This is a genomic window from Mesorhizobium sp. BH1-1-5, from assembly GCF_020165615.1.
Lineage (GTDB): Bacteria > Pseudomonadota > Alphaproteobacteria > Rhizobiales > Rhizobiaceae > Mesorhizobium.
In genome coordinates this window covers 197610-223299 of sequence record NZ_JAIUIM010000010.1, presented here as the reverse complement: position 1 = coordinate 223299, position 25690 = coordinate 197610, and the positions used below count along the sequence as shown (strand labels likewise).

Sequence of the window (25690 nt, the reverse complement as noted above, 5' to 3'; positions counted from 1 at the left end):
GCTACTCCCTATTCGCTTTCTTGATACACCCCATCACCACTTCCGCGGCGATCTCGCCCGAGGGCCGTTCGGTCGCCATGCGTCGGGCGATCTCGGCAAAGCCCGCCTTTTGCCAGGCGCGCATGCCGGTGTCGGCAAACAGGGCTTCCAACTGCCGGGCGAGGTTCTCCGGCCGGACATACTGGTCGTAGAATTCCGGGACCAGCGCGCGGTCGGAAATGAGGTTGGGCAGCAGCGCCGACCACGTCGTCACCATATGCTGCAATATCTGGCGCGCGATCGGATCGAGCTTGTAGCAGGACACCATCGGAACGCCCGCGAGCGCCAGTTCCAATGAAACCGTTCCAGAAGCGATCAACGCCGCATCGGCCTTGCCGAAGGCCTGCCATTTGCGCTCCGGCTCGGTGATGATTTCCGGCTTGTCGTCCCAGCTAGCGACAGAGGCCTTCACCAACTTGGCGACATGCGGCACCGTCGGCAGCAGCAGACGCAGGCTATGGCCGCGTTGGCGCAGCACCGACATCGCCTTGCCGAAGGGCTCCATCAGCCGGCGGACTTCGCCGCGGCGCGAGCCGGGCAGCACTAGCACCGTCTTGACGCGGTCGCCAGTGAGGTCGCGCGGCTGGCTCTGCGCCTTGGCGGCGCCGAGCACGCCCGGATCCTGCGTCAGCCGATGGCCGACATAGGTGCCCGGCGGTCCGCCGAGACGAGCGAGCGCCTTCACCTCGAACGGCAGGATGCAGAGGATATGGTCGACATAGGGCTTCATCGCCACCGCCCTGCCCGGCCGCCAGGCCCATACGCTCGGGCAGACATAGTGGACGATCGGGATGGCCGGCGCCGTTGCGCGGACCTTCTTCGCGACGCGCAGCGAGAAGTCCGGGCTGTCGATGGTGACCAGGCAATCGGGCCGCTCGGCCGCGATCGTCGCCGCCGTCTGGCTGATCCGGCGCATCAGCCGTGGCAGGTCGCGCAGCACCGCGCTGAAGCCCATCAGCGCGATCTCGCTGCCATCGAAGAGCGGGGTCAGCCCCAACTGCTGCAAATGCCGGCCGCCAATGCCGACGAGTTGCACCTTGCGGCCGGTCGCGCGCTCGAGCGCCCGCACGATATCGGCGCCGAGCAGATCGCCGGATTCCTCGCCGGCGACGATCGCGATCTTGAGCGGCTTGTCAGCGACCATTGGCGGGCTCTCCATTGGTCAGCTCAGTTGCCGGCAGACCGACGATGAACAGGCCAAGCGCGTTCGCGCGAGCAAGCGTGGTCGGGCCTTCGAGAATAAGCGAACGGCCAGCCTCGACGGCTACGCCGGCAAGGCCTGCCGCATGCGCGGCTTCGATCGTCTGCGGGCCGATGGTGGGCAGGTCGGCCCGCAATTCCTGACCCGGCTTGGCGCATTTGACCAGCACGCCGCGCGCCTTGCCGGCCAGCCTGCCGTGGCCGCGCAATTCGCGCATTCTGTCGAGCAGGCCGGCGGTGCCTTCAATGCCTTCGAGGGCGACGGCTCGACCTCCGATCGCAATCGCTGCTTGGCCGATATCGAGCGCGCCGATGGTCTTGGCCGCCATACGGGCGGCCTCGATGTCGCGCCAGTCGGATTGGTTTGGCCCGGTCGCCGTCAATGTGCCTGAACCAGCTGTCAGTTCCGGAACGACTTCATGGGCGCCGACGACCTTGACGCCTCGCGCTTCGAGGGCTTGGGTCAGCATCTTCAGCAGGCCATCGTCTCCGCGCCGCAAGGCTCTGACCACTAAGGGAATTATCGCCAGCAGGCCAAGTGTCGGCCTTATCTTGCTCAGCCGAGGCCTGCGCTTGATCTCGCCGGCCAGGACAAGGTGCGTGATACCCTGGCGCTTCAGCAACGGAAACAGCAGCCCGATGTCTTCCAGCGCGAGTTTTTGCTGATCGTAGGCCGCAAAGTCCGCCTCGCGATCGACCTCACCGGCGGCGATGATGACGAAAGGGACGAAACCGTGCTTGACCAGGCCGTCGGCGACTTCGACGGGCAGCCTGCCGCCACCGGCGATAATGCCGACCTTCGAGCCCGGCGCGAGTGAAAGCCTCGGCGTCGCGGGCTCAGCCCTCGTCATCGCCACTGTCATCGTCGTCGCCGCCCTTGAGCGACGGGACGGCAAAGTGCCGCTTGCCGCGACTGGTGATGAAATCGATGATCTTCATGGCCGTTGGCGACCCGGCGAATTCGGCCTTGGCTAGCTCAACATTCTCGCCGACGGTGCGGGAACGATCAAAAATCGCCCTGTAAGCTTTGCGCAGCAGATAGATTTCGGAACGCGGCAGGCCGGAGCGCTTGAGCCCGATGATGTTCAAGCCGCGCAGGCTGGCCCGGTTGCCGACGGCAATGGCATAGGGAATGACATCACCGACAAACGCCGAGCACCCGCCAAGAAAGGCGTTGTCCCCGACGCGCACGAACTGATGCACGGCGCTCAGGCCGCCGATATAGACGTTGTCGCCGATTTCGCAGTGGCCGCCGAGCGTCGCGCCATTGGCGAAGGTGGCATTCTTGCCGACGATGCAATCATGGGCGATGTGGGCATAGGCGAGGAAATTGCCGTTGTCGCCGACAGTCGTCTCGCCACGGCTGGTATCGGTGCCGACATGCATGGTCACGCCTTCACGGATGGTGCAATTCGCTCCGATGACCAGGGTGGTGCGCCCGCCCTTGTGCTTGGTATTCTGCGGCGGCGCGCCGAGCGTCGCCATCGGATAGACCTTCGTCCCGGCCCCGATGGTGGTGGCGCCCATCACCGACACATGGCTGACCAGCTCGACACGATCGCCGATGATTGCATCGGCGCTGATATGGCAGAAGGGTCCGATGCGGACGCCTTCGCCGAGCCGGGCTCCTTCTTCGACGACCGAGGAAGGATGGATGGATGTCTGGACTTTCATGAGCATTTCGAATCGTCAGCCGGTAACCATCATGGCCGAAACTTCGGCTTCGGCGGCTTTTGCGCCATCAACCATCGCCTCGCAGGCGAATTTCAGCAGGTTGCCGCGCTTCTTGATCTTTTTGACATGGATCCTGAGCTGATCGCCCGGAACCACCGGTTTGCGGAATTTCGCATTGTCGATGGTCATGAAATAAACCAATGAGGGCTTTTCCGTGTTGAGGCTGCGAATGCAGATCGCGCCGGCGGTCTGGGCCATGGCCTCGATGATGAGCACGCCGGGCATGACCGGCTGCTGAGGAAAATGGCCTTGGAAATGCGGCTCGTTGATGGTCACGTTCTTGATGCCGACGGCGGACTCGTCGCCGTCTATGTCGATGATGCGATCGATCAGCAGGAACGGATAGCGGTGCGGCAGGAGCTTCATCAGCCCCATGATGTCGACCGCGTCGAGTGTCGTTGCCACCATGTCAGCCATTTCCGTCGCCTTGCTTGCGCGTCCTGGCCATCTTGCGCAGCATCGCTATCTCGCGCATGGCTTCCGCCATGGGCTGCGCCGGGTAACCTCCCCAGATCTCGCCTGCCGGCACGTTGTTCATGAATCCACTTCTCGCAGCAAGCTTGGCCCCTGGCCCGATGGTCAGATGATCGGCGAGGCCGACACCGCCACCCATGGTGACGTTGTCGCCGACGACGACGGAACCGGAGATACCCGAAAGCCCTGCTATAATGCAATTACGGCCGATGCGAACATTGTGGGCGATCTGCACCAGATTGTCGATCTTGGTGCCTTGGCCGATGACGGTGTCGGACATCGCGCCGCGGTCGACGGTCGAATTGGAGCCGATCTCGACATCGTCCTGGATGATGACGCGGCCGATCTGCGGCACGCGTTCGGGCCCCTTGGCGCCGCCGACGAAGCCGAAGCCGTCCTGGCCGATCCTGGCGCCGCCATGGATGATGACGCGATTGCCGACAAGCGCATATTGAATGCTGGCGCCGGGGCCGATGAAGCCGTCGCGGCCGATCTGGCAGGAACGGCCGACAACGGCGTGAGGCGCAATGACCGTTCCGCTGCCGATGGATACGTCAGGGCCGATCACGGCGCCGGCCTCCACAATCGCCCCCTCCTCGACATGCGCGGACGGATCGATGAACGCATGTGCCGATATGCCGGTTTCTCCGGTCATCGGCCCCGGTGTCGCGGCCTGCGGAAACAACAGGCGCCCGACCATCGCGAAAGCCTGTTGCGGGCGCGGATGCATGAGCACCGCGATGCCCGGCGGCGCCTTGCTGGCAAAATCGGCAGGACACAGGACCGCAGCCGCCCTGAGCGACTGCATCAGGGCGAAATTGCGCTTGCCGTCGACAAAGACGAGCGCGCCATTGCCACCCTCGTTGGCGGGAGCCAGCGCCTCGATGGCAATTTCAGCCTGCGCGGAATCGAGCAGGCTGGCGCCGGTCAGATTCGCGACCTCGCCAGCCGTATACCGGCGTGAAGGCGCGAAGAACACCGGATCGGTCATTCCAGAAGCAATATCCAGCTGGGTCGGCTCAGTCTAGTCCGGGGCGTCAGGCGGCCCGGACGTCGCGACCGCAAAATTAGAAGCGGGTCGCTATGCCGAAGTTGAATTCCTGCACGTTGTCGGTCGACTCTTTCTTGACCGGGATCGCATAGTCGATGCGGATCGGGCCGAACGGCGAGGCCCACATCAGGCCGACACCCACCGAAGCGCGCAGCTTCATGCCGGCGGAGTCTGTGTCAACGCCGACAAGGTTGTTGCCATAAAGCGTGGCCGCATCCGCAAAGACGGCGCCACGCAGACCGAAGCTCTCCGGAATAACTGGAAGCGGGAACTGGGCTTCTGCGGAGGCATTGAAGTACGTGGTGCCACCAAGATGATCGCCGCTGGTGTCATTGGCCACGGGGCCAATGCCGCCATACTCGAAACCGCGGATCATGCGATCATTGCTCTGGAAGAGATCGAAGATACGAAGATCGCCACTGCCGTAGCCCGCAATGTAGCCTGCCCCGCCGGAAACCAGGCCGACGATATCAAGCTGCTCGGACAAAGTCTGGTAGACGCTTGCGCGCCCCGTGAACTTGACCCACTTGGCGTCGCCACCCAAACCTGCGAACTCGGTCGTGCCGGTGACATAAAGCCCTTCATGCGGGTTCTTCATATCGTCGATGGTGTTGTAGACCAGCCCGAGGCTGACCGACGACTTGAGCCAAGGGCTTTCTGCAACGCCTTGCTGAATCGCCTGGGAGATGTTGCACTTGAGCGGGTCATAAATCCCGTTGGTCGTGCAATTGTCTGCAAACGAGTACTTCTCTTGCGAGATATTGTACGCCAGCTGCGTCGAAACGTTGTCGGTGATCGGCAGACCGAACCGAACGGTCGCGCCGGTGGTGTCCGTATCGTAGTGATCGTATTCGCGGGTCGACTTGTAGATGTCGAAGCCCGCCGCGATGCGCCGACCGAGGAAGTAGGGCTCGGTGAAGGAAAGGGCGAAGTCGCGCGAATTCTTGCCGCCGCCAGCCGACAGCTTGATGTACTGGCCGCGACCGAGGAAGTTGCGCTCGGTGATCGAACCTTCGATGGACGGGCCGGGCGTGTCGCCGCCGGTCGAATAGCCGGCGCCGACCGAGAACTCGCCGGTCGACTTCTCGACCACGGTGACCACGAGGACGACCTGGTCAGGGGCCGAGCCCGGAACCGTCGAAATGTCGACGGACTGGAAATAATCAAGGTTTTCCAGCCGCTTCTTCGCGCGCTGGATGAGAACCTGGTTGAAGGCGTCGCCCTCGCTGACATCGAATTCGCGACGGATGACATAGTCGCGCGTGCGGTCGTTGCCGCGGATTTCGATGCGCTCGACATAGGCCTTGGTGCCCTGGTCGATGGTGTAGACGACCGAGATGGTGTGGTTCTCGAAATTACGGTCGCCGCGCGGCGTCACCTGGGCGAAGGCATAGCCCGAACCCGCGACCTTCTCGGTCAGGGCGACGATTGAATCCTCGACATCCTTGGCGTTGTAGACGTCGCCCTTGTGGGTCTCGACCGTCGATTCCAGCGATTTCGAGTCGACTTCGGGGATGGTGCTTTCCACGCTGACGTCGCCGAACGTATAGCGATCGCCTTCCTGCACGGTGATGGTGACCGTGTATTTGTTGGTGGTGTCGTCAAGCTCGCCGACAGCCGAGACGACCTGGAAGTCGGCATAGCCGTGATTGTAGTAGAAGCGGCGCAGCAGCTCCTGGTCGGCGCGCAGCTTGTCCTCGTCATAGACGTCGTCGCGCAACACGAAGGACAGCCAGGACGAGCGCTTGGTGTTGATGACGTCCGACAGGCGGCGACCGGAATAAGCGTGATTGCCGACGAAATTGATCGCCGCGATCTGGGTGCGGCCGCCTTCGTTGATGTTGAAGACCACGTTCACGCGGTTATCGCCGAGATCCATGATCTGCGTGGTCACGGCGGCGTCGTCGCGGCCGATGCGCTTGTAGGCTGCCTTGACCGATTCGACATCGGCATCGAGCGCCTGCTGCGAGAAGGTCGCGCGCGGCTTCAGCTGGATAGCGGCCTGGAGCGCGTTGTCCTTGAGCTTCTTGTTGCCCTGGAACAGGACCTGGTTGACGACCTTGTATTCGGAAACCTTGACGACCAGGCTCGAACCGACCTGGTTGATCTGGACGTCCGAGAACAGACCGGTGCCGAACAGCGCCTTGACGGCTTCGTCGATATCGGAGCTGGAGAACGGCTTGCCCGGCTTGATCGAAATGTAATTGCGGATGGTCTCGGCATCGACGCGCTGGTTGCCGCTGACCTCCACTCGCGAAATGACCGCGGCCTCGGCCACCGACATGGCGGCGAACTGCACTGCGAGCGCGCCTGGCACGACCAGAGCGGCCGACAAAGCCGCCGCGGAAGCGGCGCTCAGAAACTTGGATGCTGCCTTCATCGGGCTTTTGTACCTTTTTCTCGTAGTCCCCACGGCGAGAAAACCGGACGTGCGGTATTTTCCCTTACCGTATTAACCGGATTTTCCCTACACGCAAGGCTCCCGGTTAATTTGTATTTACTTAACCGTACCGCGTGGCTTTCGCGTCACGCATATCCCCACGCATGGTAAACGGCATCTCAATACGACCGGAGCTGAAGCCAAATTTCTTCATGTTTTCAGCACCCAAACAGATCGTTCCAAAAGACGAAGCCCATGAAGCCGAGTACCAGGAACAACCCGGTCCGATAGGCCATCTCCATCGTTCGCTCCGAAACAGGCCGCCTTATGACGGCCTCCACGCCGTAGAACAAGAGGTGGCCGCCGTCGAGAGGGGGAATCGGCAGGAGATTGAGAAATCCTATTCCGACTGACAGAAATGCAACAAGCTGCACCAGCCACTCGAAGCCGAGCTTGGCTGCCTGGCCCGACATTTTCGCGATCTTGATCGGACCGCCCAGCTGGCATTTGTCCTCGCGTCCAAGCGCAAAGCGCTGCAGGAACTGGCCGGTGCGCTCGATCACATGTCCGGTTTCCTCGACCGCCGCCACCACGGCGCCGGCCGGCGTGTAGGAGATCAGGCGCGGCTGGCCGAGCTCGGCATTGTTGACGACGCCGATCACCGCGACCTTGATCTTGTTGCCCAGCGCATCCTGCTGCTCCATGGGCTCCGGAGTGGCCGTAACGTCGATTTCCTTGCCGTCGCGCAGCATGGTGAAGGTGATGGCGTCGCCGGCCCGGCCCGAAACCAGCCGCTGCACGTCGGCGAAGGTCTCCACTTTGCTGCCGTCGACTTTGACGAATCGGTCGCCCGGCTGGATTCCGGCCTTTTGCGCCGGGCTGCCCGCGGTGACTTCGGCCACCGTCGGCTCCAGGACCGGACGGCCATAGAGGGAAAACAGCACCGCAAACACGGCAATCGTCAGCAGGAAATTGAACAGCGGCCCCGCAACGACGGTGGCGGCACGCTTCCAGATGGGCTGCGTGTGAAAGGCGACCTCGCGCTCGGCTTCCGTCAGCGATTCGAGCTCTTCCGTGCTCGGCTGGCTCGACGTCGCATTCATGTCGCCGACGAATTTGACGTAGCCGCCAAGCGGAATGGCGCAGAGCTTCCAGCGCGTGCCGCGACGATCGTAAAAGCCGAAGAGCTCCGGGCCGAAGCCGATGGAAAAAGCCTTCACGCCGATGCCGCACCAGCGGCCGATCAGATAGTGGCCCATCTCGTGGACGAACACGACCACGGTCAGCACGAACAGGAACGGCACGAGCGTGCCAAGGACGAAGCCTTGTGCGCTGAAGACCGCGTGAAAGATGTCGTTCAAGTCATGCCCTCAAATTCGCCCGCACGCGACACTCCACCGCGACTGTGGCATCAATCCGGGCGAATCCGTGGCGCGCGCCACTTTTCGCCTTGCTGCCGCGTGGTTCAGTTCGGAAACAGCCCCAGTGCCGGATGCTCGGCGCCCGCCGCGATCCAGCCCATGACGTACAGCGCGAACGCGGCCGCGACAAGCCCATCTACCCTGTCCATGACGCCGCCATGGCCGGGAATGAGGTTGCTCGAATCCTTGGCGCCATGCCGGCGCTTGACCCATGATTCGAACAGGTCGCCGATCTGCGAAACGATCGCCAGAGCGAGGGCGACGAAGCCAAGCTGGACGAGATTGCCGGCCCCGGCCGCAACTGCCAGCAGCAAACCGGCAACAACGCCGCCGGCCGCGCCCCCCAGCGCGCCGCTCTGTGTCTTGCCGGGCGAGATCGATGGCGCGAGCTTCGGGCCGCCGACCGCGCGGCCGACGAAATAGGCCGCTATGTCGGTTGCCCAGACCACGGCGAACAGGAAAAGAATCGCGATCAGCCCGGAGTGATTGCCGTCACGAAGATAGGCGAGCGAAAAACCGGATAGGGCCGCGTAGGCCACTCCAGAGGCTTCCCATGGCGTGGCCCCCCTGATCCGGGCGGCAATGGCCGCGACCGCCACAACGACCGCGACGAGCAAGAGCAGCCACAAGGCCGGCACGCCGGCGATCAGCGCGGCGATGAAGATCAGAATCAGTGCTTCCGGCAGGAAGCCGAGAGCCGCCCCGCCCGCAGGACGCGCCATGCGCGTCCATTCATAGAAGATCAGCGCCGCTATTCCCGCGCTAAACAGCCGGAACGGCAATCCGCCGAGCCAGGTGAGGGCAAGCGTCAGCGCCGCCATCACGATTGCCGAGATGACGCGCTGCTGGAGATTGCTCATTCGCGGCGGCGCCTAAAGCGCGACATCGCGGGCTGCAACCCCGCCGAAGCGTCGTTCGCGGCCGGCAAAGTCGCGCAAGGCATCGGCCAGATGCTCGCGGCTGAAGTCCGGCCAATAGCAAGGCAGGAAGACGAGCTCGCTATAAGCAGCCTGCCACAGAAGGAAGTTCGACAGCCTGAGCTCGCCGCTGGTCCGGATCACCAGCTCAGGGTCAGGAATGCCCTTTGTGTCGAGCGAAGCGGCGAAGCTTTCCGCCGTGATCGCCTCGCTCGCCATGTCGCCGCGCGCGACGGCCTCCGCCAGCTTGCGCGCGGTGCGCACGATCTCGTCGCGGCCGCCATAGTTGAAGGCGATCACCAGCGTCAGCGACTCATTGCCGGCGGTCAGCGATTCGGCTTCCTGCAGCAGGCCCCTGATGTCGGGCTGCAACCCCTGCTTGTCGCCGATCACCCTCACCCGCACGCCGTTCTGGTGCAGCTCGGCAAGATCGCGGCGGATGAACAGCTTCAACAAACCCATGAGGTCGCTGACCTCGGATTTCGGCCGCGACCAGTTCTCCGAGGAAAAGGCATAGACGGTCAGATAGGAGATGCCGAGCGCGGGCGCGGCGCGGACCGTCTTGCGCAAGGCCTCGACGCCGGCGCGGTGCCCGGCAAGGCGCGGCAGGCCGCGCGCCTTGGCCCAGCGTCCGTTTCCATCCATGATGATCGCGACATGCGCGGGCGTTGCCATGGTCTCGCTTTCGAGCCGGAAAACCCGGACCCTAAACCTGCATGATTTCAGCTTCCTTGTCGGAAAGCAGGTGATCGATGGTGCTGATTGTCTCGTCGGTCAGCTTCTGCACCTGGTCGGAGCGCTTGCGCTGCTCGTCCTCGCCGATGGTGCCGTCCTTCTCAGCCTTCTTGAGGAAATCCATGCCGTCGCGACGAACATGCCGGGCCGCGACGCGCGCGTTCTCCGCATAGCCATGCGAGATCTTGACCAGCTCCTTGCGGCGCTGCTCGTTGAGCTCCGGCAGCGGAATCCTGAGGTTGGTGCCGTCGACAATCGGGTTGAAGCCGAGATTGGCTTCGCGGATGGCGCGGTCGACGGCGCTGACCATCGACTTGTCCCAGACCGACACCGAAATCATGCGCGGCTCCGGCACCGTCACATTGGCCACCTGGTTGATCGGCATCGCCGTGCCGTAAGCCTGCACCTGGACGGCGTCGAGCAGGTTGCTGGAGGCGCGGCCGGTGCGCAGCGAAGCCAGATCGTGCTTGAAGGCGGCGATCGCCCCGTCCATGCGTCGCTTCAGGTCTTCGAATTCGCCACTCATGATCATCTCCTCGACCCGTTCGCCGGGTTCACTGCTTCTATCGTTATTTTGGTCCGCGGTTCCGCAGTCGCTTAACGGATCCCGGCGCCTGTTACTTGTCCGTGACGACCGTGCAATGGCCGCCGCCCCTCAGAATATCGCCAAAACCACCTTTTTCGTGGATCGAATAGACGATTATCGGAATGTTGTTTTCGCGCGCAAGTGCAATCGCGGCGGTATCCATGATCGCAAGCCCGCGTTTGATGACTTCAGCGTGGCTGATACGGTCGAAACGGATCGCGTTCGGGTCCTTCTTGGGGTCGGCCGAATAGACCCCGTCGACCTGCGTGCCCTTGAACAGCGCATCGGCGCCGATCTCGGCGGCGCGAAGGGCCGCGGCCGAATCGGTGGTGAAGAACGGATTGCCGGTGCCGCCGGCGAAGATGACCACCTTGCCCTGGTTCATATAGGCGGTCGCCTGGCGCTGGGAAAAACTCTCGCAAAGCTCCGGCATGGCGATCGCCGAAAGCACGACGGCGTCGACGCCGATCTTGTTGAGCGAGGTGCGCAGCGCCAGCGAGTTGATGACGGTTGCGAGCATGCCCATGTGATCGCCGGTGACGCGGTCGCCACCCTTCGAGGCCACAGCGACACCGCGGAAGATGTTGCCGCCGCCGATGACGACTCCCACTTCTACGCCCAGCGCGCGCGCCTCGGCAATGTCGGCGGCAATGCGGTCGACCACGGAGACGTCGATGCCGAAATGCTGCTCGCCCATCAACGCTTCGCCGGAAGCTTTCAGCACGACACGTCGATAGAGGGGCTTCACCGTCATCTCATTCCTCGAAAATCTCGGCGCGGCAATTTTGGAGGCAAAACCGCCCCCGCTTCATCCGGCGATGCTGTCATGACGGCCTGACCCGATACACGAAGGGCGCGGCGATGTCACGCCGCGCCCTCGTGCAAAATTCCAGGCTTTTTCGGTCAGTGCCGCCTTTTGATCAGTTGCCGTCTTTTGATCAGTTACTTGAGATGCCGACCGCCTCGCCTTCGATCATGACGGGAGGCGAATAGCCGGCCGGCTTGTCGCCGGTGACGGCGCCGCCGGTCACCCGGACCTGGATCTCGGAGCCGAAATAGGAATGCGGGAACGGCGCGGGCGTGGCGCGGGCCTTTTCCAGCCGCGCGCGAAGCGCGGCGGGAATCGAAAAGTCGAGCGCCCCAAGATTATCCTCGAGCTGGTTGAGCTTCGTTGCTCCAAGAATGACGGAAGCGATGCCCGGCTGCGTCGCCACCCAGTTGAGCGCGACTTGGGCCATGCTGCGGCCAAGCTCGGCCGCCACCTTCTCGAGTTCCCCCACGATCGCCCAGTTGCGGTCGCTGAACTTCTGGAAACCGGGATGCGTGGTGTTGCGGAAACCGTCGAGCCTTCCGGCGTTTCCGGCTTGCGTCGGCCTGTATTTGCCGCTGAGCAGGCCGCTGGCCAGAGGGCTCCACACCATGATGCCGGCGCCATGACGGGTGGCGAAAGGCACATATTCATGTTCGATGGCGCGCTCGGCCAGCGAATATTCGAGCTGCAGCGCCGAGACCGGCTCATAGCCGCGCAGCTCGGCGATCGCCTGGGCGCGGCCGGCATACCAGGCCGGCACGTCGGAGAGGCCGATATGGCGCACCTTGCCGGCGCGAACGAGGTCGTCCAGCGTGCGCAGCACCTCCTCGGCCGGGGTGACCCTGTCCCAGACATGCAGAAGGTAAAGGTCGATATAGTCGGTGCCGAGCCGCTTCAGCGAAGCGTCCACGGCCCGCATGATGTTCTTGCGGCCGTTGCCGCCGGCATTCGGATTGCCGGCCTCGGAATTCATGGTGAATTTGGTGGCGATCACCGCCCTGTCGCGCAGGCCGCGCTCGGCGACGAACTCACCGAGCCAGGTCTCGGCGGTGCCCCCGGTGTAAAGGTCGGCCGTGTCGAAGAAGTTGCCGCCCGCTTCGACATAGGCGTCGAAGATCGCGCGGGCGGTGTCCCTGTCCGCGCCCCAGCCCCATTCGGTGCCGAAGGTCATGGTGCCGAGAGCCAGCCGGCTGACGCGCAGGCCGCTGTTGCCAAGCGTGTAATAGGTCATGGTCATGATATTGTCCGTTCCGATCCGGTTGTCGCTGCCTACTGGCCGGGAGTCGCCTTGACCCAGGGATTGCCGCGCTCATGCGTCATGCGGAAGGTGAAGCCGTCGACCTTCCAGCCGGACGCCGAGCGCGTCAGGTGGTGCTCGTAGGTACCCCAGACCTCCCAGAGCGGCTCGCCATTGCCTTCCATCCGGTTCCAGGCATAGCCGTTGGAACGGACAGTCGCGGCATTGGCCTCGAGCACCACCTGATGGTTGGTGCGCAGATGCAGGCTGGTCTTGCTGCCCTTGAGGTTGCCCGCCCAGGCGCCGATCAGGTCGTCGGACGCGATGTTGGCCGCGGGCTGCCCGGACAGGCTGCTGAAATCGGCGGTGACACGCTCGGCGAAATAGCCGCGCGCCAGCTTCCAGTCCTGCGCATCGACAGCGCGGTCGATGGCATCGGCGATGCGGATGACGGCGCGCTCGTCGGCAAGCGCCTGCCAGCCGGCCGGTTCGGTGCCGCCGGCATCGACCGGAGCCAGCGCCATGCCTGCTGCAAAGGTTACATGTCTCAACGCGTTCATTTCGTCTCTCCTTGGGCATCAGCCCGCCCGCCGATGTGTTGACGCCAATATGAACTGGCTCAGGAGCATCGATAAGATTGCATTGTTTGCAAAGACTGTGCGATATCATTCATGAATGGATCGCGATCTGCTCACACACCTGCCGGTCATCGTCGCCGTGGCGCGGCGCGGCGGCTTCGCGCTTGCCGCGGCCGAGCTCGGCATGAGCCCTTCAGCCGTCAGCCATGCGGTGCGGCTGGTGGAAGAGCGCATCGGCCAGCCGCTCTTTGCCCGCACGACGCGCAGCGTTTCACTGACGGAAGCAGGCAAGGCGCTGGTGGAGACGGCGGCCCCTGCCCTGCAGGACATCGCCGAGCGGATGGACCGGATCCGCGGCGTGAAGGGAAGGCCGGCCGGCCTGCTCAGGATCAACGCCTCCAACATAGCGATTCCGCTGGCGGTGACGCCGGTGGTCGCGGCCATGGCGGAACGCTATCCCGATGTGACGGTCGAGATCGTTGCCGACCAGGGACTAATCGATATCGTCGGCGAAGGTTTCGACGCCGGCATCCGGCTGGGTGAAATGATCGCGCAGGACATGGTCACCGTCAGGATGACGCCGCCGTTCAAAGCCGTGATCGTCGCCTCTCCCGCCTATGTCGGAAAGCACGGCCGTCCGCGCGATGTGGGCGATCTCGCCAATCACAACTGCATCGGCTACCGGCTGGTCCGGTCAGGCGCGCTTTACCGCTGGGATTTGAACGACGACGGCAAGGACGTCGTCGTCGAAACGCACGGCACGGCCATCGTCACGGATTCGCTTGGCGCCATCGATCTGGCGCTGGCCGGCGTCGGGCTCGCCTATGTCTTCGAGCCGCTGGTGCGCGCCGACCTTGCCGCCGGCCGCCTTGCCCAGATCCTGCCGCAGACGGCGATCGAGGAACCCGGACTCTTCCTTTACTTCCCGCGCCGCGCATCGATGGCGCCGAAGCTCAGGGCCTTTATCGATACCGCACAAGAAATCGGCCGGGCATCCATGCGGACACCCGACCGAGTTGCCTGAGCTCGTGAGCTCTTCACCTTGAGGGAAACGCCGACGTTCCCCTGGGATCAGAGCTATTTCTTGACCGCCGCCGCGACTTCCGCCGCGAAATCGGTCGTTTCCTTCTCGATGCCTTCGCCGAGCGCGAAGCGCAGGTAGGCGGTGATCTTCGCCGGAGCGCCGATCTCCTTTTCGGCATCCTTCAGCGCCTTCTCGACGGTGATGTCGGGATTGAGCACGAAGGCCTGCTTCAGGAGAACCACCTCTTCGTAGAACTTGCGCAGGCGGCCCTCGACCATCTTCTCGATGATCGCTTCCGGCTTGCCGGTCTGGCGCGCCTGGTCGGCGAAGATCGCCTTCTCGCGCTCGACCGCGGCCGGGTCGACTTCTTCGGCCGTCAACGCCATCGGGCTGGTGGCGGCGACATGCATCGCAACCTGACGCGCGAACGCATTGGCCGCGTGCTCATTGCCCGTGGTCTCGATCGCGACCAGCACGCCGAGCTTGCCGAGGCCGTCCGCAACCGCATTGTGGACATAGGTCGCCACCGCGCCATGCGGCACGGTGAGCTTCGCCGAACGGCGGAAATTGATGTTCTCGCCGATCGTGCCGACCGCGTCCTTGACGGTCTCGGTGACCGACTTGTCGGAGCCCGGATACTTGGCGGCGGCAACCGCTTCGGTCGCGCCGTAGGCGAGCGCGACCTTCGCGACATTGCGGACCAGTTGCTGGAACTGCTCGTTGCGGGCGACGAAGTCGGTTTCGGAGTTGACCTCGACAATGGCAGCTTCGCGCACGCCGGCATCGACGCCGATCAGGCCTTCGGCCGCGGTGCGGCCAGCCTTCTTGTCGGCCTTCGAGATACCCTTCTTGCGCAGCCAGTCGACAGCCGCTTCCATGTCGCCGTTGGTCTCGTTCAACGCCGCCTTGCAGTCCATCATGCCCGCGCCGGTCAAGTCGCGGAGTTCTTTGACCTGTGCAGCCGAAATCGTCATTGTCGCCTCTTTGGTTCAAAATGTGCCGACGCACCAACCGGGACTCGGGTGATGCGCTCGGCAAAAGCGCTTTAGCGCGCCAACTTATTGGAAAGATGAAGGCCGGGATTCGGCCTTCCTTATCAAGCTTCCGGAGCTTCGGCTGCCGGAGTATCGAGCGCCGGCTCGACCGGAGCTTCGGCCGAAGCGCCGACGTCGACGCCGAGCGCGCCCTGCTGGCGGGCGATGCCGTCGATGGCGGCCTTGGCGATCAGATCGCAATAGAGCTGGATGGCACGGGCCGCGTCGTCATTGCCCGGGATCGGGAAGTCGATCTTGTCCGGGTCGCAGTTCGAATCGATCAGGGCCACGACCGGAATGCCGAGGCGCTTGGCCTCGAGGATGGCGATCGCTTCCTTGTTGGTGTCGATGACGAACATCAGGTCCGGCGTCGAGCCCATGTCCTTGATGCCGCCCAGCGCCTTGTTGAGCTTCTCGCGCTCGCGGTCGAGGTTCAGCCGCTCCTTCTTGGTGAGGCCCTGGGCCTCGCCGGCAAGCGTCTCATCGAGCTTGCGCAGACGCTGGATCGAGTTCGAGATCGTCTTCCAGTTGGTGAGCATGCCGCCCAGCCAGCGCGAGTTGACATAGTACTGGGCCGAACGCTGCGCGGCGTCGGCGACGATGTCGGACGCCTGGCGCTTGGTGCCGACGAACAGCACGCGGCCGCCCTTGGCGACGGTGTCGGACACCTGCTTCAGAGCCTGGTGCAGTAGCGGCACCGTCTGCGACAGGTCGATGATGTGGATGTTGTTGCGGGCGCCATAGATGTAAGGCGCCATCTTCGGGTTCCAGCGGTGGGTCTGGTGGCCGAAGTGAACACCAGCTTCCAAAAGCTGGCGCATGCTGAAATCTGGCAGAGCCATTCTTTAGTTCCTTTCCGGTTGGCCTCCACGGACACAGGCACTTCGGACGGGATGTCCTGATGCCACCGGAGGTTTCAGCCGGATTTCTCCCGGGCAGACACCAAAGTCCGTGTGTGGAATGAACGGGCATATAGAGGGGAAGTCCCATAAACGCAAGCCACGCGCAGGGAAACCGGCGATCCGCCCAAATCTCAGCGTTTTACCTTGCCGTTCGGCACCCTGACGCGGCGGAAGATCGCAACGATTTCCTCGCGGCTGCATTCGATGGCGCCAAGCCGGACCGCGCGATCGCGCTCGAAGCCGGTGATGTCGTAATGCGGCGCCGATGTCTTCGGCGGCCCTTGATAGGAGGAAAGCTTGACGCCGAGATCGCTGGCGAAGCGGTGCAGCTCGTCCGTATCGTCGGCGAGGAGATGGCACCAGCGATGGCCGGCCCATTTCCAGATCGCCGCATCGACATAGACCGCCATCAGGCTCGCCGCACTTGGTGATCCCGATACATGGCGTTTGGAGGCCAGGGCCGCAAGCCGGGTCCGCAGTCGTCGAAAATTGCTATTTCGACGCCGGGCAAGGCTTGGTCTGGTCGAACAGCGACAGGTTCACCAGCTTGCCGGTCATCGAGAAGTCGCCATAGTCCATGACGAGGTCGCGGGTGATGCCGTTCTCGTGCAGCTTGAAGCTGATCCGGTATTCCGGCACCTCCTCGCCGCTTTTGTCGGTATCGTCGAAATAGGCGATGTCGACCGGCCAGTATTTGTCGGAAGCGAGCTTGGCCAGCGCCGGGGCTTCCGGATCCGTCTTTTCCGAATCCGCCTTCTTGCCGACGATGACGGTGGTGGTCATCACCTTGTTGGCGTCCTCGGAGCCGTCGAACAGATTGGTCTGGTAGAAGTTCTCGCCTTTTTCGGCCTTGCCGATCAGCTCGACCAGATGCTGGGTCGGGAACTGCGTGGCCGCGAGCTCGAGACTGCTCTTCTCCGGCTTGTCGATATCGACCTTGAGGCCTTTCGCTTCCCTGGTGGCCGTGCCCTTGACTTCCTTGTCGAGGTTTTGGTCGACAAAGGATTTCGTCACGAAGGAAAAGGTCTTGCCTTCGGCGTCCTCGAACGTCGTCGTCTGCTGGTCGGTCAGCCTGGTGTTGTCGTTGGTGACGATCTGCGTGACGAAGCGGAACTTGACCGTATAGCCTTCGCAGGCGGAGCCGTTGAACTCGTAGACCATGCGGCCGGTGATGCCGGTAATGCCCGAGCGGTCGGAGGCCTTGCTGAGCGTAAGATCGTAGACGGCGCGATGCGCCTGCAGCGCTGGCACCGCAAAGGCCGGCGCCATCGGGAGCGCCGCCGAGAAACAGGCGGCGGCGAGAAAAAGGCGCGTTGCGCGCATGCGTTACTCCGATCGTCGCAGCCGGGGACAGGCCGCAGGGAAAGATGGTCCAGCTTAAAAAAAGTCGTGGCGGAAGCGAGGCAAAAATAGCAATTTCGGCCCGGCCAACGCGGCGTCTTCCAGCAATAGGGAAAACCAATGAGCGAAACAATCGAAAAGCGGCTAAGCGATCTTGGCGTCACCATCCCGGCCGCTGCCGCGCCCGCCGCCAACTACGTGCCCTATTGCCGCACAGGCAACACGCTGTTCACCGCCGGCCAGTTGCCGCTGAAGGACGGCAAGCTGCAGGCAAGCGGGCTGCTCGGCCGCGACATCGATACCGCCAGCGGCAAGGAAGGCGCTAAATTCTGCGCCATCAACATCCTCGCGCAGGCCAAGGCAGCGCTTGGCGACCTCGAAAAAATAAGGCGCCTGGTCAAGATCACCGTCTTCGTCGCCTCCACGCCCGATTTCGTCGAGCAGCACCTGGTCGCCAACGGCGCCTCCGACTTCCTGGTCGCAGCGCTCGGCGAGCGCGGCAAGCACGCCCGCTCCGCCGTCGGCATGGCTTCGCTGCCGCTCAATGCCGCCGTCGAGATCGAAGCGATCTTCGAAGTCGAGTGAGGTTCACGATGACCGATCTTTCCTGGCTGATCGCGCGACCTGTCGCGCATCGCGGCCTCCACGACATGAACAAGACCCGCTGGGAAAACACGCTGTCGGCCTTCGCCGCGGCGGCCGAGCGCGGCTATGCCATCGAATGCGACGTGCATATCTCGTCGGACGGCGTCCCGGTCATCATCCATGATGGCGATCTCAAACGGCTGACCGGCCAGGACGGATTTGTCTGGCAACGCACCGCCGCCGAACTGGCGACGCTCAGGATCGGCGGCACTAAGGACCACGTGCCGACGCTCAACGAAGCGCTCGACCTGATCGACGGCCGCGTGCCGCTGGTGGTCGAGCTGAAAGGCGTTCCGGGCCACGATGCCGGGCTGGTGGCAAGCGTCGGTCGGCTGCTCAAGCACTACCGCGGCATGGTGGCGATCATGTCGTTCGATCACTGGCTGATCCGCGACTTCGCCAGGGACGCGCCCGGCATCCCCGGCGGGCTGACTGCGTACGGCAGGGACAACCAGCTGATCGAAGCGCATTTCGCCATGCTTGCGCACGACCTCGCCTTCACCTCCTATGCCGCCGGCGACCTGCCCAACCCCTTCGTCAGCTTCGTGCGCGAGAAGCTGAAAATGCCGGTCATCACCTGGACCGTGCATGACCAGCCGGCGGTCGACCTCACCTTCAAATATGCCGACCAGATGACCTTCGAGGGCTTTGAGCCCGATCTGGTCAAGGTCGCCTAGAGCCGGATGATTTCAGGTCAAACGACCTGAAATCTGATCCGCCTCTATCAATCTAAAGAGAGAGCATGATGTCGTCCGAAAACCGCTTGACACTTTTCGGCATCATGCTCTCGGGAATGCCCGAAACGTGACTTGTAGCAGCCCTGAGGACGCTTAAATAAGCGGCATGGATCAAGGCGATGACGACGATGGACAGGCGGCGAACGCGGATTATGCGATCCGCGTCGCAGCGGGTATCGGCGCCTTCACCTGCGAGGAATGGAACGACTTTGCCGGAACCACGCGCAGCGACAAAGAAAACGGCTACAACCCGCTGGTCTCATTTCCCTTTCTGAGCGCATTGGAAGACTCCGGCTGCGCGGTCCGACGCACCGGCTGGCAGGGCCACCATCTCAGGTTGGAGACGGCGCAAGGCAGGCTTCTCGGCGCCGTTCCTTGCTACCTCAAATCGCATAGCCAGGGCGAATATGTCTTCGACCATGGCTGGTCGGACGCCTTCGAGCGCGCCGGTGGCCGCTACTATCCCAAGCTGCAATGCTCGGTGCCGTTCACGCCGGTCACCGGCCCTCGCCTGCTGGTCAGCAAAGGCGAGAATGAAGGTGCCGTGAAAGCCGGCCTGGCGGAAGGCCTGAAGCTGGTGACCGACAAGCTCGGCGTCTCTTCCGCGCATGTCACCTTCGCGAACGAGGCCGATGTCGCGACGCTGGCAGCGGCAGGCTTCCTGCATCGCACCGACCAGCAGTTCCATTTCTTCAACGATGGCTTTTCGAGCTATGACGATTTCCTCGCCACGCTCGCCTCGCGCAAGCGCAAGGCGATGAAGAAGGAACGCCGCGAGGCGCTTGTCGGCGGCATCTCGATCGACTGGCTGACCGGCAAGGACATCACCGAAAGCGCCTGGGACGATTTCTTCGCCTTCTACGTGGATACCGGCGGCAGGAAATGGGGCCGGCCCTATCTCAACCGGCAGTTCTTCTCGCTGATCGGCGAGCGCATGGCCGACGACATTCTTCTGGTGATGGCCAAGCGCAACGGCCGCTATATCGCCGGCGCCATCAACTTCATCGGTTCCGACGCGCTTTACGGGCGCAACTGGGGTTGCATCGAGGACCACCCCTTCCTGCATTTCGAGGTCTGCTACCACCAGGCGATCGATTTCGCCATCGAACGCAAGCTCAAGGTGGTGGAGGCAGGCGCGCAGGGCGAGCACAAGCTGGCGCGCGGCTACCAGCCCGTGACCATGCATTCGGCGCACTACATTTCGCATCCCGGCCTGCGCAACGCCGTCGCCGACTATCTCAGGCGCGAGCGGCGCGAGGTCGAGCGCATGGGCGAATATCTCGAAGAGCACACGCCCTTCCGCAAGGACCTCGGGGAATAAGGTCTAGAGGTCAGTGCGGCTTTCCGGCGGCGATCGGAACCAGGAACGAAAAGCAGGCGACCAGGAACAGCACGGCGCCGGCAAGCGCGAGCAAATCGCCGGCGCGCCAAGCCGCGGCGATGAAAAACAGCGCCGACACGATGAACAGCAGCCAACCGGCGACGACCCACTTCATGATTGCTCCGTCCTGAGATAGCAGCGTCAGACGACAAATGTCGGCGCTCATGCAATAGCAGAGCGTGCCGTCAAGAACAGCCGATAGTACTGGCGAAGCAAATGACGCGCATCTAGCGCCCGCTATTTACCGGATCGACGGAATCCGCTAAGTCACCCCACAGGGGTATTGGTGCGCGAGCACCTCGGGGTTGGCATGCTGTTTCTGGCATCTTGGGACGTCGGGCAATGGCTCGGTGTGGCGGGGCTTGCGGCCGCGCTGCTGTTGACCGTCCGGCTCGAAGGCAAGCTGGGAACCTGGCCGCTCGGCTTTTCCACCTTCTTCCTTCTCTTTGCGTTCCTGCATCTGCTTTTTCCGGGCACGATCGTCGCACTCTGGATGACGCTCATGCTGACGGCCATCATCGGCATCGCTTCAAAGTTGAAGTATCGCTATCTTGGCTTCAATCTTCTGGCCGGAGATCTCTATCATCTGGCGGCGAGCAGCTGGCACAGCGTCTTTGTCGACAATGTCCGAATGGCGATCCCTGCCCTCTTCGCCGGCGCGGCGATCGTTGCGGTCGCCATGCTTATCGACATAACTGTGGTGGAACAGGCGACGTCGCTCTCGCTGCGCCTCGCATTGTTCGCCGCGGCGATCCTGATCTATATCGCGGTCTACCGGCTCAGCGGCGGAGCGCCTCGCTTCCGCTTCGACCTGCTCACCAGGGATCGCGCGCATCTTTCCGCCTTCGTGGCGTCATGGCTCGGCGCGGGACCTTCGCAACGGCCGGGTTTCGTCGACATCACTCCCGATCCGCTGCCATTTCTGCCGCCTGTGCCGGCAAAACGGCCGAGTGGCGAGGCTCGGCCGCACATCTTCATGATCCTGCATGAATCGACCTTTGATCCGAGGCATCATGGCGTGCCGATCAACCGTGCTTTTGAACACTTCTTCTCACCCGTGAACGGTCTGTCGGGGGCTTTGCACGTCGATGTTTTCGGCGGCAGCACGCTACAGACCGAATTCTCGGTGCTGACCGGCCTGTCCTCGCTCTCCTTTGGAAACGACAGCCGCTTCGTCTTTCATCTGCTGGCCGGGCGGGTGCGCCACGCATTGCCTTCGGTGCTTTCCGGCATGGGCTATCGTGTGTCGCATGTGAGTTGCGACCGTCCCAACTTCGTCAATTGCGATCGTTTCTATAAATCGATCGGGTTCGAGGAGGTCGCTTATGCCGCAACCTTGCCGCCGCCCTTCGATCTTGAGCGCTGGCGTCGCGAACGTCATGACGAACAGCTTTACAGCCATGCGCTGGGTCGGATCGCGGGCCGCCTGGAAAGCGAGAAACCCTGTTTTCTCTCGATAATGACGCTGATGAACCACGGCGATCATCGTCGCCGCATTTTTCCTCCCGAGCTTCGCGCCGACATCCGCCGTGAAGCCGTCGCGCTGACTGGTAGCGAGAATTACGGCGAATATGCCGTGCGGCTGGCTGAAAGCGTCGAGGCCTATGCCGCGTTTCGCGAGAAACTCGAAACGGCGCTGAACGGCCAGCCTGCCATCGTCGTGCGTTATGGCGATCACCAGCCGTCGTTCACGGCCGCCCTCACCGGCCTGCCGCCTTCCGACAGGGCTTTGCACAAGACCTTCTACGCAATCGAGGCGATCAATGGCGCGTTGCCCGGCGATCTGGCCGCTCCGGCCATGCTCGACGCGGCATTCCTGTCGACATTGACCATGTCCGCCGCGCGTCTCCCGCTCGACCCGGTATTCGCCACCAGGATGGCTCTTCTGGCGGATTGCGCCGCTCCCTATTTCGCAAACGAGTCCATGCGCAAGAAACGCTTCCACCGGGCTCTTGTCGAAGCGGGCATGGTCGATCTCACCTGAACGCCTTGCCGCCCATCGGCGGCTTCGCTACACCGGACGGCGAATGCAATTGGGAGTGTCACCCCATGGCCGAAGCCTATGATCCCGGCAACATCTTCGCGAAAATCCTGCGCGGCGAGATTCCCTCGCACCGCGTCTACGAGGACGATGCGGTCGTCGCCTTCATGGATGTAATGCCGCAAGGCATGGGCCACACGCTGGTGGTGCCCAAGGCACCGTCGCGCAACATGCTCGACGCCGATCCGGCGACGCTCGGCCCATTGTTTGGCGTCGTGCGGAAACTGGCGGTCGCGGTGAAAAAGGCCTTCAACGCCGACGGCGTCACCCTGATGCAGTTCAACGAACCGGCGTCCGGCCAGACCGTCTACCATCTCCATGTCCACGTCGTGCCGCGCTTCGAGGGCGTGCCGCTGAAGCCGCACAGCGGTGCGATGGAGAAGCCCGAAGTGCTGGCCGCGAATGCCGAAAAAATTCGGGCAGCGCTTGGCGCCTAAAGCAATTCCAGGAAAAGTGTGAGCGGTTAAGTTCGGCGCCTTCGCGCCGTAACCTTCCACTCGGAATCGCGTAAAAACAAAGAGATAGGGCGTTTCACAATTTCCGTGAAGCGGTGAAACGCACTAGAGTCGCCTCTCGCTGACAGCGCAGAACATAGATGCCTTCGCCATGTCGAAGCGCAGGCCGACTTCTTTATGCATGGACCGTGCTGCTTCGACGCCGAGCCGGACGCTGAAGCGCTTGCCGAGGCAATCGAACCAGCCGAGCGCGTCGGCGCCGAGGAGTTCGGTGAACGCGAGCTTCGCCGGGACGCTCCGTGGCGTGCCGGGCTCAACCACCACTATATCCTCGCAGCGAAGGCCGAGCACGGCTTCGCCGGACGGCCGCGCTCCTTCGAAAGCGTAACCGTCAATGTCGATCGGGACGTCGGCGGTCACGAAGCGCCCTGCATCGTCCATCCGGCCTTCGAGGAAATTCATCGCGGGCGAGCCGACGAAGCCGGCCACGAAAAGACTTGCCGGCTTCTCATAGATCGATTGCGGGTGGGCAAATTGCTCGACCTTGCCCTTGTGCATGACGGCAACGCGATCGGCCATGGTCATGGCTTCGATCTGGTCATGGGTGACATAGATCATCGTCGATCCCAGGGTCTCATGCAGTTGTTTGAGTTCGACGCGGGTTTCGGCGCGCAATTTGGCGTCGAGGTTGGAGAGCGGCTCATCGAACAGGCAGATGCTGGACGAGCGCACCAGCGCGCGGCCGATCGCGACGCGCTGGCGCTGGCCGCCGGAAAGCTGGCCGGGCTTGCGATCGAGCAGCGCTTCGATCTGCAACAGCTTGGCGACCCAGGCAACCTTTTCCGTCACCGTTGCCTTCGGCGTTCCGGCGATCTCCATGCCGAACGACAGATTGCGGCGAACCGTCATTGCCGGGAACAGCGCGTAGGACTGGAAGACCATCGCCAAGCCCCGCCCGCTCGGCTCAAGCCCGCTGACGTCTTTTCCTTCAATGACGATCTGGCCTTCGTCGCATTCGTCGAGGCCCGCGATCACGTTGAGCAGGGTGGACTTGCCGCAGCCCGACGGGCCGAGGATGACGACGAACTCGCCCTTGTCGATCTCCATGTCGACAGCGTGGAGTATGGTGAGCGCCCCAAAGGATTTCTTGATCTTGCGCAAGGAAATACTGGACATGTTTCAACCCTTTACGGCGCCGGCGGCGATGCCGCGTACGAAATACCGGCCCGACAGGAAGTAGACGACGAGCGTTGGAATGGCCGTTATCAACGCCGCGGCCATGTTGACGTTGGGATTTGCAACGCCGCGCGAATTGCCGACGATGTTGGTGAGTTGCACGGTCATCGGCAAATTGTCGTTGCCGGCGAAGATCAGGCCGAGCAGATAGTCGTTCCAGATGCCGGTGAATTGCAGGATCGCCACCACGACCAGGATGTTGGTGGAGATCGGCAGGATGATCGACCAGAATGTCCTGAGGAAGCTCGCCCCTTCCATCCGCGCCGCGCGGCTGATCTCGTCCGGGATGCCGACATAGAAGTTGCGAAACAGCAGCGTCGTGTAAGGCAGGCCGTAGATGATATGCACGAAGACGATGCCGGCATAGGTGCGAAACATCCCGACTGTGCTCAGGATCTTCACGGTCGGATAGAGCATCGCCTGATAGGGGATGAACAGGCCGACGGTGATCAACAGCATGATCATGTTGGCGTGGCGCGACTTCCACTGCGCCAGCGCATAACCGTTGAGCGCCCCCGCCAGGGTGGAAATGACCACGCTCGGTATGGTGATCTTGATCGAATTCCACAGGCCAGGGCGGATGCCGGCGCAATCAAGGCCGGTGCAGGCACTTGCCCAGGCCGTCGCCCAGGCCTCGAGATTGGGATTGACCGGCAGCGCGAGCAAATTGCCCTGGCGGATCTCCTCCATCGGCTTCAGCGAGTTCATGATCACCAGCAGAAGCGGCAGTATGAAGAAGATGGCGGAGACGACCAGGAACACATAGAGGCCGATCCGGGCCGCCCTTGGCGCGAATGCCGTTCCTCGGCGAACGGTGGCCGCCGTCATGTGCCCCTCCGGAATTCGCTGTAGAAGTAAGGCGCCAGCATGATGAGCGACAGCACGAGCATCATGATCGAGGCTGCCGAGGCTAAGCCGAGATTGACGCGGGCAAAATAGAAATCCACCGCGAACTTCGCCGGCATTTCCGTCGAGATGCCGGGGCCGCCCTTGGTCATGGCGATGATGAGGTCATAGCCTCGGATCACCTCGGACATCAGCAACACCACGCAGGAAGCGATGACAGGCCGCATGCCGGGAAAGATCACCTGGCAGTATGCCCGCCACAAAGGGATGCCTTCCATCCGGATCGCTTTCCATAGATCGTTGTCGATGCCACGCAGGCCGGCCAGCACGATCACCATCACCAGGCCGGCGGAATGCCATATGCTGGCAATGACGAGGGTGTAGATGGCGCGGTCGGAGCGCGTCAGCCAGTCGAAGGTGAAGCTCTCCCAGCCGATGTCGCGCATCAGCGCCTGCAGACCCGTTGTGGGATCGAGAAGCCAACGCCAGGAAAGGCCGGTGATGATCAACGAGACGGCTAGTGGATAGAGGAAGATCGTGCGAAAGAGCGACTCGGCTTTGATGTTGCGGTCGGCAAGCACGGCGAGCAGTATCCCGAACGCCAGCGTGCCCAGGATGTAGAGCACGCCGAAGATCACCATGTTCAAGCAGGAGACGAGCCAACGCTGGTTGGTGAACAGCTTGACGTACTGGTCCAGGCCGACGATCTGGTAGTTGGGTATCAGCGTCGAGCGGGTCAGGGACATGTAGAACGTCCACAGGATCGACCCGTAGAAGAACAGCGCCACCACGGCGAAGAACACCGCCACGGTTACATCCGGCCTGAAGGCCTGCCGGTTCAGCCAGGTCGACATTTGGTTCCTCCTGCCGGCACGTCGCCGCACC

Annotated in this window: 27 protein-coding genes; 6 read left to right on the top strand and 21 right to left on the bottom strand. The window is 62.8% G+C overall.

Going from position 1 to position 25690, the window contains the following annotated elements; all coding sequences use genetic code 11:
* Position 1 precedes the first annotated feature (1 nt).
* The 13 genes from lpxB to LB572_RS15925 form a co-directional block, all read right to left on the bottom strand.
* The gene (gene lpxB / locus LB572_RS15985; RefSeq protein WP_224668368.1) at positions 2 to 1183 is read right to left on the bottom strand and encodes a lipid-A-disaccharide synthase; all 1182 of its coding nucleotides are present in this window, start codon (positions 1181 to 1183) and stop codon (positions 2 to 4) included.
* Positions 1173 to 2090 carry an LpxI family protein gene (locus LB572_RS15980; protein WP_224668367.1) on the bottom strand — a complete coding sequence of 306 codons (918 nt, stop codon included), beginning with the start codon at positions 2088 to 2090 and terminating at the stop codon, positions 1173 to 1175. Before LB572_RS15980 ends, lpxB begins: the two co-directional genes overlap by 11 nt.
* A complete protein-coding gene (gene lpxA, locus LB572_RS15975) occupies positions 2077 to 2913 on the bottom strand; it encodes an acyl-ACP--UDP-N-acetylglucosamine O-acyltransferase (protein WP_224668366.1) in 837 nt (278 codons plus the stop codon). The genes LB572_RS15980 and lpxA overlap by 14 nt, the downstream gene beginning before the upstream one ends.
* A 15-nt stretch (positions 2914 to 2928) precedes the next feature.
* Positions 2929 to 3390, bottom strand: coding sequence for a 3-hydroxyacyl-ACP dehydratase FabZ (gene fabZ / locus LB572_RS15970; RefSeq protein WP_140802405.1), 462 nt, complete (start codon positions 3388 to 3390; stop codon positions 2929 to 2931).
* Positions 3383 to 4438, bottom strand: coding sequence for a UDP-3-O-(3-hydroxymyristoyl)glucosamine N-acyltransferase (lpxD, locus tag LB572_RS15965; protein WP_224668365.1), 1056 nt, complete (start codon positions 4436 to 4438; stop codon positions 3383 to 3385). Before lpxD ends, fabZ begins: the two co-directional genes overlap by 8 nt.
* A 76-nt stretch (positions 4439 to 4514) precedes the next feature.
* Positions 4515 to 6878 carry an outer membrane protein assembly factor BamA gene (bamA, locus tag LB572_RS15960; protein WP_224668364.1) on the bottom strand — a complete coding sequence of 788 codons (2364 nt, stop codon included), beginning with the start codon at positions 6876 to 6878 and terminating at the stop codon, positions 4515 to 4517.
* 218 nt (positions 6879 to 7096) lie between these two features.
* Entirely contained in the window at positions 7097 to 8239 is a 1143-nt protein-coding gene (gene rseP / locus LB572_RS15955; RefSeq protein ID WP_140802408.1) for an RIP metalloprotease RseP, read from the bottom strand.
* Positions 8240 to 8343: 104 nt separating this feature from the next.
* A complete protein-coding gene (locus LB572_RS15950) occupies positions 8344 to 9159 on the bottom strand; it encodes a phosphatidate cytidylyltransferase (protein WP_224668363.1) in 816 nt (271 codons plus the stop codon).
* Positions 9160 to 9171: 12 nt separating this feature from the next.
* Positions 9172 to 9891, bottom strand: a complete 720-nt coding sequence (locus LB572_RS15945; RefSeq protein WP_140802410.1) for an isoprenyl transferase — start codon at positions 9889 to 9891, stop codon at positions 9172 to 9174.
* A 31-nt stretch (positions 9892 to 9922) separates the two neighbouring features.
* Complete coding sequence (gene frr / locus LB572_RS15940; RefSeq protein WP_140802411.1) at positions 9923 to 10477, bottom strand: ribosome recycling factor; 555 nt, start codon at positions 10475 to 10477, stop codon at positions 9923 to 9925.
* 91 nt (positions 10478 to 10568) lie between these two features.
* The gene (gene pyrH, locus LB572_RS15935) at positions 10569 to 11291 is read right to left on the bottom strand and encodes a UMP kinase (RefSeq protein WP_224668362.1); all 723 of its coding nucleotides are present in this window, start codon (positions 11289 to 11291) and stop codon (positions 10569 to 10571) included.
* 184 nt (positions 11292 to 11475) lie between these two features.
* A complete protein-coding gene (locus tag LB572_RS15930; RefSeq protein ID WP_224668361.1) occupies positions 11476 to 12585 on the bottom strand; it encodes an aldo/keto reductase in 1110 nt (369 codons plus the stop codon).
* Between the two features lie 32 nt (positions 12586 to 12617).
* On the bottom strand, positions 12618 to 13145 hold the full coding sequence (locus tag LB572_RS15925; RefSeq protein WP_224668360.1) for a nuclear transport factor 2 family protein: 528 nt from the start codon (positions 13143 to 13145) through the stop codon (positions 12618 to 12620).
* A 115-nt stretch (positions 13146 to 13260) separates the two neighbouring features.
* Here LB572_RS15925 and LB572_RS15920 point away from each other — a divergent pair, with 115 nt between their 5' ends.
* Positions 13261 to 14187 carry a LysR family transcriptional regulator gene (locus LB572_RS15920; RefSeq protein ID WP_224668359.1) on the top strand — a complete coding sequence of 309 codons (927 nt, stop codon included), beginning with the start codon at positions 13261 to 13263 and terminating at the stop codon, positions 14185 to 14187.
* A 53-nt stretch (positions 14188 to 14240) separates the two neighbouring features.
* Here the strand turns inward: LB572_RS15920 and tsf are convergent, their stop codons facing one another.
* From tsf to LB572_RS15900, 4 genes are all read right to left on the bottom strand, one after another.
* On the bottom strand, positions 14241 to 15161 hold the full coding sequence (gene tsf, locus LB572_RS15915) for a translation elongation factor Ts (RefSeq protein ID WP_224668358.1): 921 nt from the start codon (positions 15159 to 15161) through the stop codon (positions 14241 to 14243).
* A gap of 122 nt (positions 15162 to 15283) precedes the next feature.
* The gene (rpsB, locus tag LB572_RS15910; protein WP_140802416.1) at positions 15284 to 16063 is read right to left on the bottom strand and encodes a 30S ribosomal protein S2; all 780 of its coding nucleotides are present in this window, start codon (positions 16061 to 16063) and stop codon (positions 15284 to 15286) included.
* A gap of 191 nt (positions 16064 to 16254) precedes the next feature.
* Positions 16255 to 16533 carry a DUF4031 domain-containing protein gene (locus LB572_RS15905; RefSeq protein ID WP_140802417.1) on the bottom strand — a complete coding sequence of 93 codons (279 nt, stop codon included), beginning with the start codon at positions 16531 to 16533 and terminating at the stop codon, positions 16255 to 16257.
* Positions 16534 to 16615: 82 nt separating this feature from the next.
* Positions 16616 to 17446: a cell envelope integrity EipB family protein gene (locus tag LB572_RS15900; RefSeq protein WP_140802418.1), complete on the bottom strand. Its 831-nt coding sequence runs from the start codon at positions 17444 to 17446 to the stop codon at positions 16616 to 16618.
* Positions 17447 to 17584: 138 nt separating this feature from the next.
* On the opposite strand from LB572_RS15900, the gene LB572_RS15895 reads away from it, so the two are divergent.
* From LB572_RS15895 to LB572_RS15885, 3 genes are all read left to right on the top strand, one after another.
* Positions 17585 to 18049 carry a RidA family protein gene (locus LB572_RS15895; protein ID WP_224668357.1) on the top strand — a complete coding sequence of 155 codons (465 nt, stop codon included), beginning with the start codon at positions 17585 to 17587 and terminating at the stop codon, positions 18047 to 18049.
* Between the two features lie 8 nt (positions 18050 to 18057).
* Positions 18058 to 18786: a glycerophosphodiester phosphodiesterase gene (locus tag LB572_RS15890; RefSeq protein WP_140802420.1), complete on the top strand. Its 729-nt coding sequence runs from the start codon at positions 18058 to 18060 to the stop codon at positions 18784 to 18786.
* A 166-nt stretch (positions 18787 to 18952) separates the two neighbouring features.
* The gene (locus LB572_RS15885) at positions 18953 to 20167 is read left to right on the top strand and encodes a GNAT family N-acetyltransferase (RefSeq protein ID WP_224668356.1); all 1215 of its coding nucleotides are present in this window, start codon (positions 18953 to 18955) and stop codon (positions 20165 to 20167) included.
* 10 nt (positions 20168 to 20177) lie between these two features.
* Here the strand turns inward: LB572_RS15885 and LB572_RS15880 are convergent, their stop codons facing one another.
* A complete protein-coding gene (locus LB572_RS15880; protein ID WP_116390151.1) occupies positions 20178 to 20342 on the bottom strand; it encodes a cytochrome oxidase subunit III in 165 nt (54 codons plus the stop codon).
* Positions 20343 to 20537: 195 nt separating this feature from the next.
* Here LB572_RS15880 and LB572_RS15875 point away from each other — a divergent pair, with 195 nt between their 5' ends.
* Positions 20538 to 22211 (top strand): sulfatase-like hydrolase/transferase, encoded by a 1674-nt coding sequence (locus tag LB572_RS15875; protein WP_224668355.1) that lies wholly within the window; start codon positions 20538 to 20540, stop codon positions 22209 to 22211.
* 65 nt (positions 22212 to 22276) lie between these two features.
* Positions 22277 to 22705 (top strand): HIT family protein, encoded by a 429-nt coding sequence (locus LB572_RS15870; protein WP_140802423.1) that lies wholly within the window; start codon positions 22277 to 22279, stop codon positions 22703 to 22705.
* A 123-nt stretch (positions 22706 to 22828) separates the two neighbouring features.
* Here the strand turns inward: LB572_RS15870 and LB572_RS15865 are convergent, their stop codons facing one another.
* Genes LB572_RS15865 through LB572_RS15855 form a run of 3 tightly spaced genes read right to left on the bottom strand, consistent with a single transcriptional unit; the run spans position 22829 to position 25659 of the window.
* The gene (locus LB572_RS15865; RefSeq protein ID WP_140802424.1) at positions 22829 to 23899 is read right to left on the bottom strand and encodes an ABC transporter ATP-binding protein; all 1071 of its coding nucleotides are present in this window, start codon (positions 23897 to 23899) and stop codon (positions 22829 to 22831) included.
* 3 nt (positions 23900 to 23902) lie between these two features.
* Entirely contained in the window at positions 23903 to 24787 is an 885-nt protein-coding gene (locus LB572_RS15860) for a carbohydrate ABC transporter permease (RefSeq protein ID WP_224668354.1), read from the bottom strand.
* Complete coding sequence (locus LB572_RS15855) at positions 24784 to 25659, bottom strand: carbohydrate ABC transporter permease (protein ID WP_224668353.1); 876 nt, start codon at positions 25657 to 25659, stop codon at positions 24784 to 24786. The genes LB572_RS15860 and LB572_RS15855 overlap by 4 nt, the downstream gene beginning before the upstream one ends.
* Positions 25660 to 25690: the final 31 nt, after the last annotated feature.

What these genes read in the sequence shown, in the direction of transcription:
- LB572_RS15870 (WP_140802423.1), top strand. Translation starts at nt 22,277, where the DNA reads ATGGCCGAAGCCTATGATCCCGGCAACATCTTCGCGAAAATCCTGCGC.
- LB572_RS15900 (WP_140802418.1), bottom strand. Translation starts at nt 17,446, where the DNA reads ATGCGCGCAACGCGCCTTTTTCTCGCCGCCGCCTGTTTCTCGGCGGCG.
- LB572_RS15950 (WP_224668363.1), bottom strand. Translation starts at nt 9,159, where the DNA reads ATGAGCAATCTCCAGCAGCGCGTCATCTCGGCAATCGTGATGGCGGCG.
- LB572_RS15885 (WP_224668356.1), top strand. Translation starts at nt 18,953, where the DNA reads ATGGATCAAGGCGATGACGACGATGGACAGGCGGCGAACGCGGATTAT.
- LB572_RS15865 (WP_140802424.1), bottom strand. Translation starts at nt 23,899, where the DNA reads ATGTCCAGTATTTCCTTGCGCAAGATCAAGAAATCCTTTGGGGCGCTC.
- bamA (WP_224668364.1), bottom strand. Translation starts at nt 6,878, where the DNA reads ATGAAGGCAGCATCCAAGTTTCTGAGCGCCGCTTCCGCGGCGGCTTTG.
- LB572_RS15860 (WP_224668354.1), bottom strand. Translation starts at nt 24,787, where the DNA reads ATGACGGCGGCCACCGTTCGCCGAGGAACGGCATTCGCGCCAAGGGCG.
- tsf (WP_224668358.1), bottom strand. Translation starts at nt 15,161, where the DNA reads ATGACGATTTCGGCTGCACAGGTCAAAGAACTCCGCGACTTGACCGGC.
- fabZ (WP_140802405.1), bottom strand. Translation starts at nt 3,390, where the DNA reads ATGGCTGACATGGTGGCAACGACACTCGACGCGGTCGACATCATGGGG.
- LB572_RS15925 (WP_224668360.1), bottom strand. Translation starts at nt 13,145, where the DNA reads ATGAACGCGTTGAGACATGTAACCTTTGCAGCAGGCATGGCGCTGGCT.
- lpxA (WP_224668366.1), bottom strand. Translation starts at nt 2,913, where the DNA reads ATGAAAGTCCAGACATCCATCCATCCTTCCTCGGTCGTCGAAGAAGGA.
- LB572_RS15880 (WP_116390151.1), bottom strand. Translation starts at nt 20,342, where the DNA reads ATGAAGTGGGTCGTCGCCGGTTGGCTGCTGTTCATCGTGTCGGCGCTG.
- rpsB (WP_140802416.1), bottom strand. Translation starts at nt 16,063, where the DNA reads ATGGCTCTGCCAGATTTCAGCATGCGCCAGCTTTTGGAAGCTGGTGTT.
- LB572_RS15855 (WP_224668353.1), bottom strand. Translation starts at nt 25,659, where the DNA reads ATGTCGACCTGGCTGAACCGGCAGGCCTTCAGGCCGGATGTAACCGTG.
- frr (WP_140802411.1), bottom strand. Translation starts at nt 10,477, where the DNA reads ATGAGTGGCGAATTCGAAGACCTGAAGCGACGCATGGACGGGGCGATC.
- LB572_RS15905 (WP_140802417.1), bottom strand. Translation starts at nt 16,533, where the DNA reads ATGGCGGTCTATGTCGATGCGGCGATCTGGAAATGGGCCGGCCATCGC.
- LB572_RS15945 (WP_140802410.1), bottom strand. Translation starts at nt 9,891, where the DNA reads ATGGCAACGCCCGCGCATGTCGCGATCATCATGGATGGAAACGGACGC.
- LB572_RS15930 (WP_224668361.1), bottom strand. Translation starts at nt 12,585, where the DNA reads ATGACCATGACCTATTACACGCTTGGCAACAGCGGCCTGCGCGTCAGC.
- lpxD (WP_224668365.1), bottom strand. Translation starts at nt 4,438, where the DNA reads ATGACCGATCCGGTGTTCTTCGCGCCTTCACGCCGGTATACGGCTGGC.
- LB572_RS15875 (WP_224668355.1), top strand. Translation starts at nt 20,538, where the DNA reads ATGCTGTTTCTGGCATCTTGGGACGTCGGGCAATGGCTCGGTGTGGCG.
- LB572_RS15895 (WP_224668357.1), top strand. Translation starts at nt 17,585, where the DNA reads ATGAGCGAAACAATCGAAAAGCGGCTAAGCGATCTTGGCGTCACCATC.
- LB572_RS15890 (WP_140802420.1), top strand. Translation starts at nt 18,058, where the DNA reads ATGACCGATCTTTCCTGGCTGATCGCGCGACCTGTCGCGCATCGCGGC.
- LB572_RS15980 (WP_224668367.1), bottom strand. Translation starts at nt 2,090, where the DNA reads ATGACGAGGGCTGAGCCCGCGACGCCGAGGCTTTCACTCGCGCCGGGC.
- lpxB (WP_224668368.1), bottom strand. Translation starts at nt 1,183, where the DNA reads ATGGTCGCTGACAAGCCGCTCAAGATCGCGATCGTCGCCGGCGAGGAA.
- pyrH (WP_224668362.1), bottom strand. Translation starts at nt 11,291, where the DNA reads ATGACGGTGAAGCCCCTCTATCGACGTGTCGTGCTGAAAGCTTCCGGC.
- LB572_RS15920 (WP_224668359.1), top strand. Translation starts at nt 13,261, where the DNA reads ATGGATCGCGATCTGCTCACACACCTGCCGGTCATCGTCGCCGTGGCG.